The sequence below is a fragment of the Arthrobacter sp. NPDC056691 genome (assembly GCF_042791415.1).
Lineage (GTDB): Bacteria > Actinomycetota > Actinomycetes > Actinomycetales > Micrococcaceae > Arthrobacter.
On the sequence record NZ_JBHTXX010000019.1, the window covers coordinates 71465 to 86688 of the forward strand.

Annotated in this window: 12 protein-coding genes; 3 read left to right on the forward strand and 9 right to left on the reverse strand. The window is 68.9% G+C overall.

The window, feature by feature from the left end; translation table 11 throughout:
* Positions 1–39: 39 nt before the first annotated feature.
* Entirely contained in the window at positions 40–1869 is a 1830-nt protein-coding gene (locus tag ACFRAU_RS15660) for an AMP-dependent synthetase/ligase (protein ID WP_378000611.1), read from the forward strand.
* A 41-nt stretch (positions 1870–1910) separates the two neighbouring features.
* Here ACFRAU_RS15660 and ACFRAU_RS15665 read toward each other — a convergent pair whose 3' ends face one another.
* Together ACFRAU_RS15665 and ACFRAU_RS15670 are read right to left on the reverse strand one after the other, a co-directional pair.
* A complete protein-coding gene (locus ACFRAU_RS15665) occupies positions 1911–3173 on the reverse strand; it encodes a TIGR01906 family membrane protein (protein WP_378000612.1) in 1263 nt (420 codons plus the stop codon).
* A 155-nt stretch (positions 3174–3328) separates the two neighbouring features.
* Positions 3329–4321: a stage II sporulation protein M gene (locus tag ACFRAU_RS15670; RefSeq protein ID WP_377995278.1), complete on the reverse strand. Its 993-nt coding sequence runs from the start codon at positions 4319–4321 to the stop codon at positions 3329–3331.
* A gap of 69 nt (positions 4322–4390) precedes the next feature.
* Here ACFRAU_RS15670 and ACFRAU_RS15675 point away from each other — a divergent pair, with 69 nt between their 5' ends.
* Positions 4391–5203: an RDD family protein gene (locus tag ACFRAU_RS15675; protein ID WP_378000613.1), complete on the forward strand. Its 813-nt coding sequence runs from the start codon at positions 4391–4393 to the stop codon at positions 5201–5203.
* A 10-nt stretch (positions 5204–5213) separates the two neighbouring features.
* Here the strand turns inward: ACFRAU_RS15675 and ACFRAU_RS15680 are convergent, their stop codons facing one another.
* From ACFRAU_RS15680 to ACFRAU_RS15695, 4 genes are all read right to left on the reverse strand, one after another.
* The gene (locus ACFRAU_RS15680; protein ID WP_378000614.1) at positions 5214–6446 is read right to left on the reverse strand and encodes an Ig-like domain-containing protein; all 1233 of its coding nucleotides are present in this window, start codon (positions 6444–6446) and stop codon (positions 5214–5216) included.
* 152 nt (positions 6447–6598) lie between these two features.
* On the reverse strand, positions 6599–8080 hold the full coding sequence (gene ahcY, locus ACFRAU_RS15685; RefSeq protein WP_377995281.1) for an adenosylhomocysteinase: 1482 nt from the start codon (positions 8078–8080) through the stop codon (positions 6599–6601).
* A gap of 51 nt (positions 8081–8131) precedes the next feature.
* The gene (locus ACFRAU_RS15690; RefSeq protein ID WP_331574087.1) at positions 8132–8371 is read right to left on the reverse strand and encodes a hypothetical protein; all 240 of its coding nucleotides are present in this window, start codon (positions 8369–8371) and stop codon (positions 8132–8134) included.
* 94 nt (positions 8372–8465) lie between these two features.
* Positions 8466–8849 carry a DUF3499 domain-containing protein gene (locus tag ACFRAU_RS15695; protein ID WP_377995282.1) on the reverse strand — a complete coding sequence of 128 codons (384 nt, stop codon included), beginning with the start codon at positions 8847–8849 and terminating at the stop codon, positions 8466–8468.
* Between the two features lie 122 nt (positions 8850–8971).
* Between ACFRAU_RS15695 and ACFRAU_RS15700 the strand changes: the two genes are divergently transcribed.
* Positions 8972–9484 carry a metallopeptidase family protein gene (locus ACFRAU_RS15700; protein WP_378000615.1) on the forward strand — a complete coding sequence of 171 codons (513 nt, stop codon included), beginning with the start codon at positions 8972–8974 and terminating at the stop codon, positions 9482–9484.
* Between the two features lie 9 nt (positions 9485–9493).
* On the opposite strand, the gene ACFRAU_RS15705 is transcribed toward ACFRAU_RS15700, so the two are convergent.
* Genes ACFRAU_RS15705 through ACFRAU_RS15715 form a run of 3 tightly spaced genes read right to left on the reverse strand, consistent with a single transcriptional unit; the run spans position 9494 to position 15121 of the window.
* Positions 9494–11191, reverse strand: a complete 1698-nt coding sequence (locus ACFRAU_RS15705; protein WP_378000616.1) for a DUF5719 family protein — start codon at positions 11189–11191, stop codon at positions 9494–9496.
* Positions 11184–14531 carry a glycosyltransferase family 2 protein gene (locus ACFRAU_RS15710; protein ID WP_378000617.1) on the reverse strand — a complete coding sequence of 1116 codons (3348 nt, stop codon included), beginning with the start codon at positions 14529–14531 and terminating at the stop codon, positions 11184–11186. The genes ACFRAU_RS15705 and ACFRAU_RS15710 overlap by 8 nt, the downstream gene beginning before the upstream one ends.
* 29 nt (positions 14532–14560) lie before the next feature.
* Positions 14561–15121 carry a WhiB family transcriptional regulator gene (locus tag ACFRAU_RS15715; RefSeq protein WP_378000618.1) on the reverse strand — a complete coding sequence of 187 codons (561 nt, stop codon included), beginning with the start codon at positions 15119–15121 and terminating at the stop codon, positions 14561–14563.
* Positions 15122–15224: the final 103 nt, after the last annotated feature.

A 15224-nucleotide genomic window follows, 5' to 3' on the forward strand; every position in this document is an offset into this window, starting at 1 on the left:
GAACCCGGACGTGATCATCAACGAAATGGAGAGCCGCCCGTGAGGGAAGCAAGCACGGAACTGATGGTTGCCCTGGAGGACAGCAGCAACGTCACCGACCTGCTCCTGGACTGTTACCGGCACAATCCTTCTCACGCCGTCTACGCCCGCCGGGACGCCAGCGGCTGGCAAAACGTCACCGTCGGGCACTTCCTCGACCAGGTCACAGCCCTGGCCAAAGGCCTGATCGCCGGCGGCCTGGCACCCGGCGACACCGTCGCCGTCCTCTCCGCCACCCGCTATGAGTGGACGCTGGTGGATTTCGCCATCTGGTTTGCCGGCGGTGTGACCGTGCCCATCTACGAAACCTCCTCGGCCAGCCAGGTGGAGTGGATCCTGTCCGACTCCGGCGCCGGGCGGGTCTTCGTTGAGGACCGCCAGAAGGCGGCGCTGCTGGACCAGGTCCTGTCCGCCTCCAGCGTGCTGGCCGGCCGCCTGGTGCCGGTGGTCCGGATGGATTACGACGGCGAAGCCCCCAACCTTGCCAGCCTGGCCGCCGCGGGGGCCGGGGTGACGGACGCCGAGCTGGAGCGGCACCGCTCCGCAGCTGCGCTGCCGGACGTCGCCTCCCTCGTCTACACCTCCGGCACCACCGGCCGGCCAAAGGGCTGCGAGATCACGCACGGCAACTTCGCCCTCGTGGCCAGGAACATCGTGGTCTTCCTGCCCGAGCTGCTGCAGCAGGAGGCCGCCAGGACCCTGATGTTCCTGCCGTTGGCCCACGTGCTGGCCCGTGCCGTCCAGGTGGTGTGCCTGACGGCCGGAGTGACCCTTGGCCACGCCTCCGGAGCCGCGCAGCTGATGGATGATCTGGAAACCTTCAAGCCAACCTTCCTGCTGGCTGTTCCCCGCATCTTCGAGAAGGTCCGTGCCGGCGCGGAACAGAAGGCGAAGGACGCCGGGAAGTCGCGGCTGTTCAGTGCCGCCGCTGGGGTGGCGGTCCGCTACTCGGAAGCGCTGGATGCTGCCGGGCGTGGGGAAGGCGGTGGTCCGGGCGCCGTGCTGCGGGCGCAGCACGCACTGTTCGACCGCCTTGTGTATCCCCGGCTCCGCCAGGTGTTCGGCGGCAGCATGAAGTACGCCGTTTCGGGCGCCAGCCCGCTCAACGCCGGCGATGCGCATTTCTTCAGGGGTGCGGGGATCGCCGTGCTCGAAGGCTACGGCCTGACGGAGACCACGGCGCCGTGCACGGTGAACACCGCCGGTCTCGCCCGGGTGGGCACGGTGGGGATCCCGGCGCCGGGCACCACCATCCGCATCGCTGAGGACGGCGAGATCCTCGTCAGCGGCATCGGCGTGTTCAAGGGCTACCACGCCAACGAGGCAGCCAACGCCGAAGCGTTTACGGACGGCTTCTTCCGCACCGGGGACCTGGGTTCCCTGGACGCCGACGGGTTCCTCACCATCACGGGCCGCAAAAAGGACCTGCTGGTCACCGCTGCGGGTAAGAACGTTGCTCCCGGGCCGCTCGAGGAAAAGATCCGCGAACACCAGCTCGTGGGCCACGCCGTGGTGGTCGGTGACGGGAAGCCGTTCGTTTCCGCCCTGGTCAACCTCGACCCCGAGGGCCTCGGCCACTGGTGCACGGCGAACAGCGTTCCGTTGCTCAGCCCCGCGGAAGCCTGCACGGACCCGGCGGTGCGCGGTGCCATCCAGGATGCGGTGGACCAGGCCAACAGCCTCGTGTCCAAGGCCGAATCGATCCGCAAGTTCCGGGTCCTGGATGCCGCCTTCACCGTGGAGTCCGGGCACCTGACGCCCTCCCTCAAACTCAGGAGGGCCGCCGTCGTCAAGGACTTTGAAGCGGAAATCGAACAGCTGTACGGCTGAGCAGGCCCTCCGGCCCGGTCACCTGTACTGCCATCAGGCCGCTACAGGTTCACGGGCCGCGCTGTGCCTGTCTCCGGAGCGTCGTCGGCGTCGTCATTCACGTCGCTGCCATCCGCGTCCTCATCCTTGCGGGCCTTCCTGGCCGGGGCCAGTCCGCGGCGCCGGCGGGTGGGCCAGGTCAGGATCAGCGTCACCACGGCGGTGATCAGGACAAGGGCGGCGATGACCAGGCCGGCGTCGATCCAGAACTGCCCGGGGAAGAGCCGGATGAGTGTGTCCTCCAGCGCAAACGTCCAGGAGCCGGCGGCAAAGAAGATGCGGTGGAACTCGGTGAAGAACTGCTGCCAGCCGAGGGCGGCCAGCGTGCCCAGCCCGATGATGAGAACCAGCGTCACAATGGAACCGGCGAACAGCCCGCGGCGGACTCCGCCGGGCGTGCGCCGCCGCAGGTAGATGATGGCGATGATGCTGATCAGGACCAGCAGTGCCCCGGCTCCGAAGGCGGACAGGAAGACGAGCTTCACGTCGGCCATGTGGCTGACTTCGCCGTCCTTGAACAGCTTTTCGCCGCTCCGGTTGACCAGTTCGCCCAGGTAGCGCGGACCGGACCAGTTGCCCAGGTAGTCCACGGCGTAGGATCCGTAGGTCATGCGGTCGTCCGCGTTGAAGCCGTAGCCGTCGCCGGGGAAGCCGGGCCGGTGGTATTCGACCCAGAGGAAGAGCGGGCTGGTCACGGCGCGCACGGCCAGGACCAGCAGGATCACGGGGTAGAAAATCGCCAGCAGGACCTGGAAGAACCGCGGCAGCACCGGCTTGGCCCTGGCTGCCTGTTCGCGCTCGGCGTTGCGGCGCTCCACTTCCTCCTGCGGGGGACGGATCTGCAGGGCGGATGTGGGGAGCGGCTCGCTGTAGTGGGTGCCCACGGCGGAGGAACGGGCCGGCTGGCGCGCCTCCGCGTTCCGGCCGGGCGCAGCGCCCGGTCCTGCCGGCGCGCGCAGGCCCGGCTCAGCGTTCGGGTCAGTTTCGGCGTTCCCGGCAGCGGCCGCCTCCGCAGCCTTGCGGTCAGCACGGCTTTCCGGCTGGGCCGCATCGGAACCGGCTGCCGCAGTGGAACCGGCTGCCGGAGCGGGACCGGCTGCCGTGCCGGCAGCGCCCTGCCCCTCGGCGGCGCGCGCTGCAGTCGCGGGCTTCATCCATTCAAACGCCGGCTCGTCGGTGTCCTCCGCGGGATCCAGGGCGGGGCCCGCCGCCGGATCCAGCCGCGGATTAAGGCGTCCGGACGGTGTCGGAGTATTGTCTTTCACTGCAGCTTCACTTCCGTAGGCGTCCACGCTCCATGGTCACCGGGGATGCCGGGCCACGCAGCGCTTTGTATCTCTTCAAGAGCCTACCGTCAGCCGCTCCGGCACCGCGATGTGCCACCCCGCCACCTGCGTGAATAATCGGCTGGCGGTAATAATCAGGCTGCAAGTTCTGTGTAGCCGGAGTCCTGGCTCCCCAGGTCTCCGCGGGCGCCGGAGCGGTGGGCCCGTCCCCCGCACACCAGCACATATGACCAGTATGCCGCCAGCACGGCCGCGCCGATACTGATTTTCGCCCACACCGGCAACGTGCTGGGCGTCACGAAACCCTCCACCAGACCGGAGACAAACAGGACCAGCACCAGGCCAAGCGCCACCGTGATCATGGACCGGCCCTCCGCTGCGACGGCGCGTGACCGGGTCCGGGTGCCCGGCGAGACCATGGCCCAAAAGATTCTCAGCCCGGCCGCGCAGGCCACGAAAACTGCCGTCAGTTCCATCAGTCCGTGCGGCAGGATGTAGCTGAAGAACACGTCCGTCTTTCCCACCGCGGCAAACATCCCGGCGGCCACACCCACACCCTGGGCGTTGCTGAACAGGATCATGGGCACCCAGAAACCGGTGATGCCCAGGGCCACGGCCTGGGCACTGATCCAGGCGTTGTTGGTCCAGACGGCGCCAGCGAACGACGCCGCCGGATTCTCTGAGTAGTAGTCGATAAAGTCCTGCTCGACATACCGCTGGACTTCCGCTTCCGAGGCTACGGCCCGCAGGGCCTCGGGCGAGGTGCCAATCCACAGGGCGAAAGCGCAGCCTACAAGGCAGAACGCGGCGCCGCAGGCCACCGTCAGCCAGCGGATCCGGTACAGGGCGGCCGGAAGCGAGAGCACGAAGAACTGTGCCAGGTCTTCCATAAAGTTCGACCGCGCACCGGTGAAGCGGGTGCGCGCCTGCGCCAGCGTGGCAGACAGGGATGCGGACAGGCCGCTTTCCGGCCCGGTGGAACGCAGGAGGGAGAGATGGGCGGAGGTGACCTGGTACAGGCGCAGCAGTTCATCGGCGTCGGCACCGCTCAGGCGCCGCTTGTTCGCAAGGTGATGCAGCCGCGACCACGTGTCCGAGTTGACGGCGGAGAAGGCGTCCATGTCCACGCTCCTACCCTAGCCTGCGGAGAACTAGACTAAGGCGACCGGTGGCCGGAACGACGTACGGGGCAGGAATTGAGTCCACTCATCACAGGCGAGGCAGTCGTCCTTGAACTCCGACCGGCGTCCTTCGCCGCCCGCTCCCTGGGCCTGCTGCTCGACGTCGTGGTGCATGCCGCGCTGCTGATCGCCATTCTGATGGCAATGGGCGCCGCCCGGGATGAGCTGGACGAGGCGGCCGCCGCGGCGCTCACCCTGGTCAGCGTGGTTCTCTGCTTCGTCATTGTCCCGGCCACCGTGGAGACCCTGACCCGAGGCCTCTCGCTCGGGAAACTGGCGGCGGGACTGCGGATAGTGCGTGACGACGGCGGGGCTATCCGTTTCCGCCACGCGGTCATCAGGGCGCTGATCGGCTTCCTGGAGATCTACCTGACCTTCGGCGGCGTTGCCATTGCTGTAGCCCTCTTCGACGGCCGGTCCCGCCGGCTGGGTGACATCGTGGCTGGCACCTATTCGCTGCGCCGCCGCGTCCCGGTGGAACCCGCAATCGTCCCCGTCACGCCGCGGCACCTGGCCGCTTGGGCAGAAGCCGCGGACATCGGCCGGATTCCGGATGCCCTGGGACGCCGTGCCGCCCAGTTCGTGCGCCAGGCGCCGCGGATGTCGCCGTTGTCGCGCAGCGGCATGGCCGCAGCCCTCGCCACCGAGATGTCCGGGTATGTGGCACCGTCGCCGCCGCCCGGAACCACTCCCGACGACTACCTGGCTGCGGTGCTGGCCGAACGCCGCAGCCGCGAACTCCGCCGGCTAGGCGCGGCGCGCACGGAAAGCAACCGGATCGGGGAACGGCTGCACCGCCTGCCGTTCACGGCGGCCCAGGACAGCTGAGACTGGCGCGTCAGCGCTTCGCGTACTGGGCCCAGGGGATGTTCCAGTCGCCGTAGCCCTCGAGCGGCTCGATTGGTGCGGCGCCCGTATTCAGGACCTGGACGACGTCGCCGGACTTCATGTTGTTGAAGAACCAGGCAGCGTCCACGGGAAGCAGCCCCACACAGCCGTGGGAAATGTTGGCGACGCCCACATAGCTCCATGCGGACTCAAGCGCCTGGTGGACGTAGACGCCGGAGGACGTGAGCCGGTTGGCGTACTCCACGGTCAGCGGCGGGTAGTAGCCCTTATCGCCGGGCTTCAGGCCGATGCTGCCCGCATTGAACTTGGAGTGCCGTTCCTGCTCCATGATCACGGCGTAGCCGGACGGGGAAAGCCAATCGGTGCCGCCCAGGGTGACGGGCGCGGTCCGGACCAGCTTGCCGTCGAAGTAGACCTTCATGGTCTTGGTGTTGTCGTCCACCACCGCCAGGCGCTGCTGGCCCACCTTGAACTGGACCTTGGCGTTGAAGTTGCCGATCATGCCCTTGCCGAAGTCAACCCCGAACAGCTTCATGTCCACGGTGACTTGGCTGTTGGAGGCCCAGAACTTCTCGGGGCGGATGCGGACCTTCTGGTCCGAATACCAGTGCCAGGCAACAGGCTGCTTGGAGGAGACGGCGATCTTCACGGCCTTTTCCATCGCAGCCTTGTTGGTGACGGGCTCGCTGAAGACGATGTCGATGGGCTGTCCTGCGCCGACCGTGGAGCCGTTCTCCGGGTAGACGGCGGCGTCCGCCTCGTTGGCGGGCTCCACCGTGGTGAAAGTCTGGACCTTCTTGGTTTCCCGGCCCGCCCCATCCACGATGGTGTAGCTGTAGTTGTACGGCGTGTTGAAGGCCAGCGGGTCCACGGCCGTCCACGTGCTGCCGTCGGCGCTGACAGTGCCCTTGACTGCTTCTCCACCGGCGGTCGGCACCAGCACAACGTCCTGGACGCGGCCGTTGACCGCCTTGACGGAGGGCGCCACCGCGGGGTTTACACCTTTGGCGCCGTCGAGCGGGGTCACACCCAGTTCCACGGCCTTGACCACGGGCGTGGCCAGGCCGGGCTCGTTGCGGACGGGACTGGAGGCCTCGGATTGGGGCGCGGGGTTGGCCCAGCCAGGAGCGGTGGCGACGCCGATTCCGCCGGCGGCAACGGCAGCGCAAATGGCAACCACGGCGATGATCTTGCCGGTTTTCCGGTTGTTCTTTTCCGTCATGACTGGTTTCTCCGTGTCCGCCGGGCTGCCGATCGGCATCCGTCCGTGTGCCCAGCGGTAACGCTGACCAGTCAATTTTATCGCAAGGCGGAGCTGACCCCGGCCGCCGTGGAGTGCCACGGCGCGCCGGGGTGCTGCGTCAAGGGCCGCTGCTAGTAGCGGTAGTGCTCAGGCTTGAACGGGCCGGCCACGTCCACGTCCAGGTAGTCGGCCTGGTCCTTGGACAGTTCGGTCAGCTCCACACCCAGCGCATCGAGGTGCAGGCGCGCCACCTTCTCGTCCAGGATCTTGGGCAGCACGTAGACCTGGTTTTCGTATTCCCGTTCACCCTCGGGCTGGTCCTTCTTGGTGAACAGCTCGATCTGGGCGATGGTCTGGTTGGCGAAGGAGTTGCTCATCACGAACGACGGGTGGCCGGTGGCGTTGCCCAGGTTCAGCAGGCGCCCTTCGGACAGGACGATGATGGACCGGGTGCTGTCCGCAGAGTCGCCGCCGAAGACCCATTCGTGGACCTGGGGCTTGATCTCCACCTTCCGGATACCGGGGATCCTGGCGAGGCCGGCCATGTCGATCTCGTTGTCGAAGTGGCCGATATTGCCCACGATGGCCTTGTTCTTCATGCCGGCCATGTGCTCGGCCATGATGACGTCCTTGTTGCCCGTGGTGGTGATGAAGATGTCGCCCTGCTCCAGCACACTCTCCAGCCTGGCCACCTGGTAGCCGTCCATGGCGGCCTGCAGCGCGCAGATGGGATCGATTTCGGTGACGATCACGCGGGCACCCTGGCCGCGGAGGGCCTCGGCGGCACCCTTGCCGACGTCGCCGTAGCCGCAGACGACGGCGACCTTGCCGCCGATGAGGACATCGGTGGCCCGGTTGAGGCCGTCAGGCAGGGAGTGCCGAATGCCATACTTGTTGTCGAACTTGCTCTTCGTCACGGAGTCGTTGACGTTGATGGCCGGGAAGAGCAGCTTGCCCTGTTCGGCGAGCTGGTAGAGGCGGTGCACGCCCGTGGTGGTTTCCTCGCTGACGCCGTGGATGCCGGCGGCAAGCCGGGTCCACTTCTTCGGGTCCTCGGCCAGCGTACGGCGCAGGACGTCAAGGACGATCCCGTATTCCTCGGGGTCGTTGGCTGCGGCCGCCGGAACGGCGCCGGCTGCCTCAAATTCCACGCCGCGGTGCAGCAGCAGCGTGGCGTCGCCGCCGTCGTCGAGAATCATGTTCGGGCCCAGCTCAGGGTTCGTGTCCGCGCCGGGCCAGGTGAGGATCTGCTCGGCGGTCCACCAGTATTCCTCCAGCGTTTCACCCTTCCAGGCGAACACGGGAACGCCCTGCGGGTTCTCCACGGTGCCGGTACCGACGACGACGGCGGCGGCGGCCTCATCCTGGGTGGAGAAGATGTTGCAGGAGGCCCAGCGGACCTCGGCACCGAGTGCCGTGAGGGTCTCGATGAGCACCGCGGTCTGCACGGTCATGTGCAGCGACCCGGCGATCCTGGCGCCCTTGAGGGGCTGACTGGCCCCGAATTCCCGGCGCAGCGACATGAGTCCCGGCATCTCGTGCTCGGCGAGGCGGATCTGGTGGCGCCCGGCCTCGGCCAGGGAGATGTCGGCAACCTTGTAATCGAACGTCATGGGAATCCTTTGCTGTATCCGGCGTCTAGCCTTCGGCGGTGCTGGCTGGTGTTAGGCGGTGGGGGCGGCCGCTGCGGGGCCGGCGTCGTGCTGGTCTGACCGGGCGGCCGTGGCTGCGGCGCGGAGCTCCGGCGGAAGCAGCAGCGGAATGCCGTCTTCGATGGCGTACCGGACCCGTTCGCCGCCCTCCGCCGCTGACGTTGAGACGAGTTCCTCGCCCTCCTGGGTCAGAGCCGATCCGGTGACCGGGCACCGCAGAACGGACAACAGTTCGGGACTGATCTTTGGCATGGTGGAGGCTCCCTGCTGGGCACAAGCGCTGAGGCTGACGGATTTCAGCTTCCACCCTACCGCCAGATCGGTGCCAGGACGGTTCGCGTCGGCGTCAGGACGGTTCGCGCAGGATGCGCAGGTGGCCGCGGCGGGTGCCTTCGGTAGCGGCCGGCGCTTCCAACGCCGAGTGCGCGGCGCGCTGGCCCGCGGCCGGGGCGGCAGGGCGGGACGCCGCCTCCCGGACGGCGTCGGCCAGGGCGAGAAGGTCGTCGGGGCCGGGCTGGGGCGGCTGCGAGGGCATGGCCAGGCGGAGCACTTCCCAGCCGCGCGGGACGGTCAGCGAACCGGCATGCTGCCCGCAAAGGTCGTAGCAGTGCGGCTCCGCGTAGGTTGCCAGCGGGCCGAGGACGGCGGTGGAGTCCGCGTAAACGTACGTCAGAGTTGCCACCGCAGACTGGCGGCAGGCTGACCTGGAACACTGACGTATTGCACCCACGAAAACACAGAATACTCCGCCTCGGGCACTTTTCCCGACATTGACGAACGGCCCGCGCCACGGCGGCGCGGCTCCGGTCCGGTTATGTCGCGCAAATCATTCGGCGGGTCTAAAGTCTGTATATGCAGTCATCGCACCATGATTCGGGTTTTACGGTCCGGTTGGCTGACCCGGAAACGCCCCGGGACACCGCCGGGACCCCCGCTGGCCGGAGCTTCACACAACGCCGGCGCAACCGGCACGGCCGCGGCCTCCGTGGCGAACTGCTGTTGCCCACGCTGCCCGGCTACCGGAGCCGCTCGGACCGGTTTGATGAACTGGTTATGGACTCCGCCCAGCGGCTCCATGACATCTGGGGCAAGCCGCTCGACGGCGTCAGGTTCGCTGTGGATGAGATCCCGCCGAACCTGGAACAGTTGCTGGCCGAGGGTTCGCCCGCTCCCCTGGGCTGCTACAGCCCCGCCACCGAGGACGAAGGCCCGATCATCACGCTGTACCGCCGCGTGGTTGAACAGGCCTGCCCCGTCAAGGAGGAACTCCAGGACCTGGTGCATGACGTGGTGGTGGAACACACAGCCGAAATGCTGGGCGTGGCCCCGGAAACCCTCGACCCGGTGTACCGCCGGCGGTACTAGGCCCCGCGGCTAGTAACCCAGCGTCACCGCTACTTTTTCCTGGCCCTCTGCGCCCGGGGCAATGGCCACGGTGGAAACATCGTTCCGGCCTTCCCGTTCCAGCAGCACGGCGCCGTACGCCGCGCCGCCGGAGGCGGACACAAGATAGCCGACGACGGCCGAGTTGCCGATCTCGTCGGCGGCCTTGAGGGTCGTGGTGGTGCCGGCGGCGATGTCTGCGGTGGCCGCCGTACGGAGTTTCCCGTCGGCCGTGATCGGGGTATAGGAAATGGTGGCCCTGTCGTCCAGGGCGCCGAAGACGAGTTGCCGCTCCCCGCCCTGGGGAAGCGGGACCACGTGCTGGCTGCCCAGCTGGGCTGTGGCGGGCGACCACGCGAAGTCCAGGCTCTGGCTGGCCTTCAGCCCCCGGCTCACCCGCGCGGCTGCCACGATGCTGACGTCCGACGTCGCGGAAACGGTGTACTTGCCGGCGGGAACACCGGCCAGGGGCACCTCGGTGACGGTGCCGGCCTTCGCCGTGACCACGCCGCCGCCCGGAAGTGCCTGCTGCCCGGCGCGGCCAAACAGCTTCACTTCCACCACGGCGTCCGACGGGCCGGGAACGGTGATCTGCAGCGACGGGCCGGCGTCGTCAAAACCGGATTCGCCGGTGAGTGACTTCACGTCGCCGGCGTCCTGGATGTCTATGCCCGTCACGACCTGGGACGGAGCCGCGGAGATGCCCGGCGAAATGAAATCCACGCCGCCCGAGGTCAGCCCGCGCAGCACGCTTTGCTGGATGAAGGCGCTGACGGGTCCGCCCGAACTTCGGACGTGCACGCTCAGCCGTTCCTCGCCGGGAGCGAGACCGGCCAGGACGATGGAGCGCGTCGACTTCGGCGCCACCAGCAGGCCACGGCTGCCCGAGGCCTTGATGTGGCCGGCCTTCCCGTAAAGCTCAAGGTTCACCGTTGCGGGGGTGGTGGAGGCATTGGTGAGGTGGATGACGCTGCTGCGGCCCACCGCGGTATTGGCGCCGCTGAGCCAGAGGTCGTTCGAGGGTGCCTGGCAGGCGGCCGCCGCCGATCCCTGCAGGTCTCCGTCGGTTGCCGTGTAGGCCATAAGGGCTGCGGCCGCAGGCTGCCGGTTGGCGAGGGCGTCAGCCGAGAGCACGCTGACGTCGTCCACGCTGTGCCCTTCGACGACCCCGGCCAGCACTCCGGAGGAGCCTGCCGGAGACGTCGCCGAGGCGGGCGCCTTGGCGATCCGCTGCAGCTCGGCCCCCTTCAGCGCGGACAGCGCGCTGCCGGGAAGACTGCCGCCCGCCGAACTGACCACCGCCGCGGACACGGCGCTCCTGGCCGTGGCGGATTCGGGGCTGAACTGCGGGTCGGTTCCCACCGGTGTTCCTTCAAGGAGCCTCGCCGGAGCAGGGCAGACGTCCTGGACGCTTCCGGCCGGCACAGCCGCCTCCGCCGCTTTGAAGGGCTTGGCGGCCACCGGCTGCGGCGCAAAGGCAGTCGCCGCTACAACGCCTCCGCCGGCGGCGAGGATGACCACGCCGGAGAGCACCCCGGCCACCATGCCGCGGCGGCCGGCAATGCGGGTGGCCCCACTGGACCGGCCTCCGGAAGCGTTGCTGCCGGAAGCGTTGCCTCCAGGCTCCCTGGCTCCCGGTCCGCTGCCCCGCTTAGCCGGCGTCCCGCCGTCGTTCTCTTCCTCATGCATTCTGGTATTCCTTACGCAGGGAGCCTTCGTCCCTGGACAGCCCGGTATTGGGGCGCCGGGCCGGCATTGGCAGCGCCAGCAGGACTGTCAGGCCAATGACGGCGGCCTGCAGGATGCCGGACCAGAGCGCCCAGGGACTTTCGTACCGGACGGTCACCTGCCCTGCCTGCGGAGGCAGTGTGAAGGCCTGGGACCAGCCGGAGGTGGTGGAGGTGAGTTTGCGGCCGTCGAGCCAGGCGGTCCAGCCGGGATCCGCCCGCTCGGCGAGCACCAGCAGCCGGCCCTCGGGACCCTTGGGCACCGAGGCCTGCACGCCGGTCAGATCCGAGGGAACCAGCCCGATCGTGGCGCCCTTGCTGTCCATGATCCGCACGCGGTGGGCGACGTCGGCGGGCTGCAGGACGGCGTCGTTCAGGGGTGTCACCCGCCACAGCCAGCCCGAGTCGGTAGGCCCGACGGCGGTCAGACCGGGAACCGCGTCCATCCGGCTGGCGGTCAGTTGCGCTGCCGTGTCTGCGGCGCGCAGGACGACGAATCCGACGCCGAGCCGCTCCAGTTCGGGCCGCGGGTCGACGCCGCGGGCGGCCACCAGGGTGGCCACGCTGGTGCGCAGCGCCGCGGTGACCTCGTCGTCGTCGCGGACCGATTCCTGCCCGGGGTTGCCCAGGATGTCCCGGGCCGCCGCGATGGTTGAGAGGCCGTCCAGGGTGGTGCCGCCTCCGCGCATCAGCGTGGCACTGTACGTTCCGTCTTCGCCGGTGCTGATCAGCAGCGTCCGGGTCTTTTCCGGTCCCTCGCCGCGGTCCACCGCGGTGGCGGGCAGCATCCGCGTGCCCGTGGGGCCCACGAGCCGGGGAGCCCCGAGGTCTGCCGTGTCAGCGTTCGCCGCCGCGTCGGCCGGCTGCACCACATTCTGCACCGTCCAGGCCGCCAGCCCGGCCAGCGGTCCGGCGAGCAGGAGCACCAGCGCCAGAGCCGCGGCACCGCGGGCCACGGCGCCGGGCCGCACCCCCCCGCCACGGGCCACGCTGTCCGGACCGGAACCGGCCAGCGTCAGAAGACCATCGCCGCCGATGATGGCCGCTCCGAGCAGCGCGAACACGGCTGCGGACACGGCCGGACCGGTGAATGGCACCACGAGCGCCTGCGGGCCGGCCCCGGTGGCGACGTGCGCCGCCAGCCACCCGCCGGCCAGGAAGACCAGTGCCGCGACCCAGAGGGCTCGGGCGATGCGGCCGCGGCGGTCCACGTGGACCCGGAGCGGAACAAAGAGCGCGGCAACGGCCAGCGCCAGCAGCGGGGCACCGATCAGAAGGGCCAGCAGCAGCGCCCAGGGGACGGAGCCGGCGGAAAACAGCACCAGCCCGGCAAGACCGCCGGCGGGGTCAAAACTGAGTGGCTGTCCCAAGATCTGCTGCCATACCGGGGCGCCGTCGAAGGGCAACGGCAGCCCGGGGTCGGCCAGCAGTGCCCTGGGACGGTCGAGGGTGGACAGCGCAAACGGCACAAACAGCGCAGCGCTCGGCAGCAGCGCCCACCACAGAGTGCGTCCGCGCTTCCCCAGCAGCAGGCTCAGGACAATGATCACGACGGCGGCCGGCAGCAGGAGGGAGGGTGCGGCGGCGGTGATAACCGCCAGCGCCAGGCCGGCGGCTGCCGACGCCGTCCACGACGGCGTGCCATTGATTCCGGGCTTGGCCGGCGGCTGGTCCGCGGGGCTGCCGGCCGGTACAGCGGCGAAGCGGCCGCGGCCGAAAGCGGAGCCGGTGGCCCGCAGCAGCCCAAGAACCAGCAGCGGCATCAGAAGGTGCGCCAGCAGGGCGCCGATGCGCCCCTGGTTGACAGCCACCTGCAGGGCGGGCGCCGCAGCCCAGACCAGGGCAGCCGCCAACCGGAAGCGGCGGTAGGAGGTCAGGGCACCGGAAGCGAACCAGGCAGTCAGGCCGGAGAGCGGCATGGCCAGCAGGAGCAGCCAGATCAGGGCGCCGTTGGCGTTGCCGCCGCCCAGCAGGCCGAGGATCCAGATGACGTAGCCTAAGGGGTCGCCGTGCCCCGGAAGCCCGGCGCCCAGTCCGATCCACCAGCTCGAGGCGTGGTGCCAGATGTCCTCCAGCCGGGCTGAGACCGGCAGGAGCGCCCCGCCGGCAGCGGCGTCGGCCTGGAAAAGCGCGGCAAGCCCGGCGAAGGACGCCCCGGTGGCGAGGATGACTGCGGCGACTGCACCGTTGCCCACCCAGCCCCGCTCGTTGGTGGACAGGGCTGCGAAGTCGTCAGTCGAGTCGCCGCTGGGCTGTTCCTCCAGCGGATCGTTGCTGTCCTCGGAGGCCCGCGCGTCGTCCGCGCCCAAGGCTTCCATGAGGGAGCGCCGGTGGCCCCACACTTCGCGCCGTTCGGTCTGCAGGGACTTGACCACGGACCGGCGGACGCGGCGGGTGCGGGCAGCGTTGCGCCGCCCTCGGGCAAGGGCGGCAGGCCTGGCGAGGGCCGCCGTGGTGGCCAGAAGCTGCGAAAAGCCGTACCCGGGATCCTTCACGGCGATGCTGAAGACCAGCCGGAGCAGGCTGCCGAGGAGGGCGCCGACAGCGTGCAGCGGCAGCGCCCACAGCGGGGCGTGCTTGAGCCGCAGGTGCACCTGTGCCCGGCGGGCGGCCGGGGCCGTGCCCAGGGCGTGCGGCCGGTGGGAGACGTGGAACATCCTGGCGCTGGGAACCACCACCACCCGGTGCCCGGCCAGCCGGTTCCGCCAGCAGAAGTCGACGTCGTCGCCCGTGCCGGGAAGTGCCGGGTCGAAGCCTTTGAGGTGCTCCCAGATGTCCCGCCGGACCAGCATGCCGGCGGAGTTGACGGCGAAGGTGTCCGAACGTCCGTCGTACTGGCCCTGGTCGAGTTCGTCCGCCTCGATCAGCGTGAGCCGCTCGGCCCAGCGGCTGGTGGAAAGCCCGACGTCGATCAGGCGCCGTTTGGCGTTCCAGTCCAGTTGCTTGCAGCCCGCGACCGTAACGGAAGGGGCGCGCTCCACGGCGTGCAGCAGTTCGGCCAGCGCTTCTGGGGCAGGTGCCGCATCATCATGCAGCAGCCAGATCCATTCGGACCGGTCTTGCGTGCCGTGCGGGTTCCAGGGGGCCAGGGAGGCCAGGCCGGCCCGCACGGCGGCGCCCATCCCTACCCTGCCGCCGTTGACGGTGATGACGTTGGCGTCGCCGACGGCGCGCTGCAGAAGGGCAGCCGACGTGTCCTGTGAGCCGGTATCCACCCCGATCACGGTGTCCGCCGGCCGGGTCTGTGAGGCCAGCGCTGAAAGCGTCCTGGGCAGATAATCACTGCCGTTGTGGGCTACCACAACGGCAGTGACGTGTACTTCCTGAAGAATTAGACTGCCCGCTTCCTCAGCCGTCGGCGCTCACGCTCGGAGAGGCCACCCCAAATCCCGAACCGTTCGTCATTCGCCAGTGCGTACTCCAGGCACTGCGACCGCACGCTGCACGCTCCGCAGACTTTCTTGGCGTCCCTCGTGGAACCGCCCTTTTCCGGGAAAAAGGCCTCCGGGTCCGTCTGCGCGCACAGGGCGTCGGTCTGCCACCCAAGTTCGCCCTCGTCGTCGAAATCCTGCCCCAGGGGCAATCCGATCCACACCGGCTGGGCCAGGGTGGAGGATGCCGGGTTCCGGATCTCCATGGGGGGATCAAGATCGTCCTCGTCCTGTTCAGGCTGACCAGCCAGCAGGGACTCGTTCTGGAGGGTGTCATGCTGTGCCAGGAAGGCCGTGGCCTGGTCCTGCAGCGAGGCAGACGTGTCCTGGTTGTACCGCTCTGCGGCGTCCGGATCAGCCGGATCTACGTACCAGTCGCTGGGTACCCCCCGAGACCTGTACTTTGCTGTGGCCTGGCCGGCCATAACAGCATCATCATGCATACGCTCCGCTTGCCCCATGGCGTCCCCTCCTGAGTAGTGCGGCCCCCCGCCCGGCGATCAGGACACTACGTGGTGTTCCTGAGAGTTCGCCGCGGCTTTTCGATATCTAATTACACGCGTG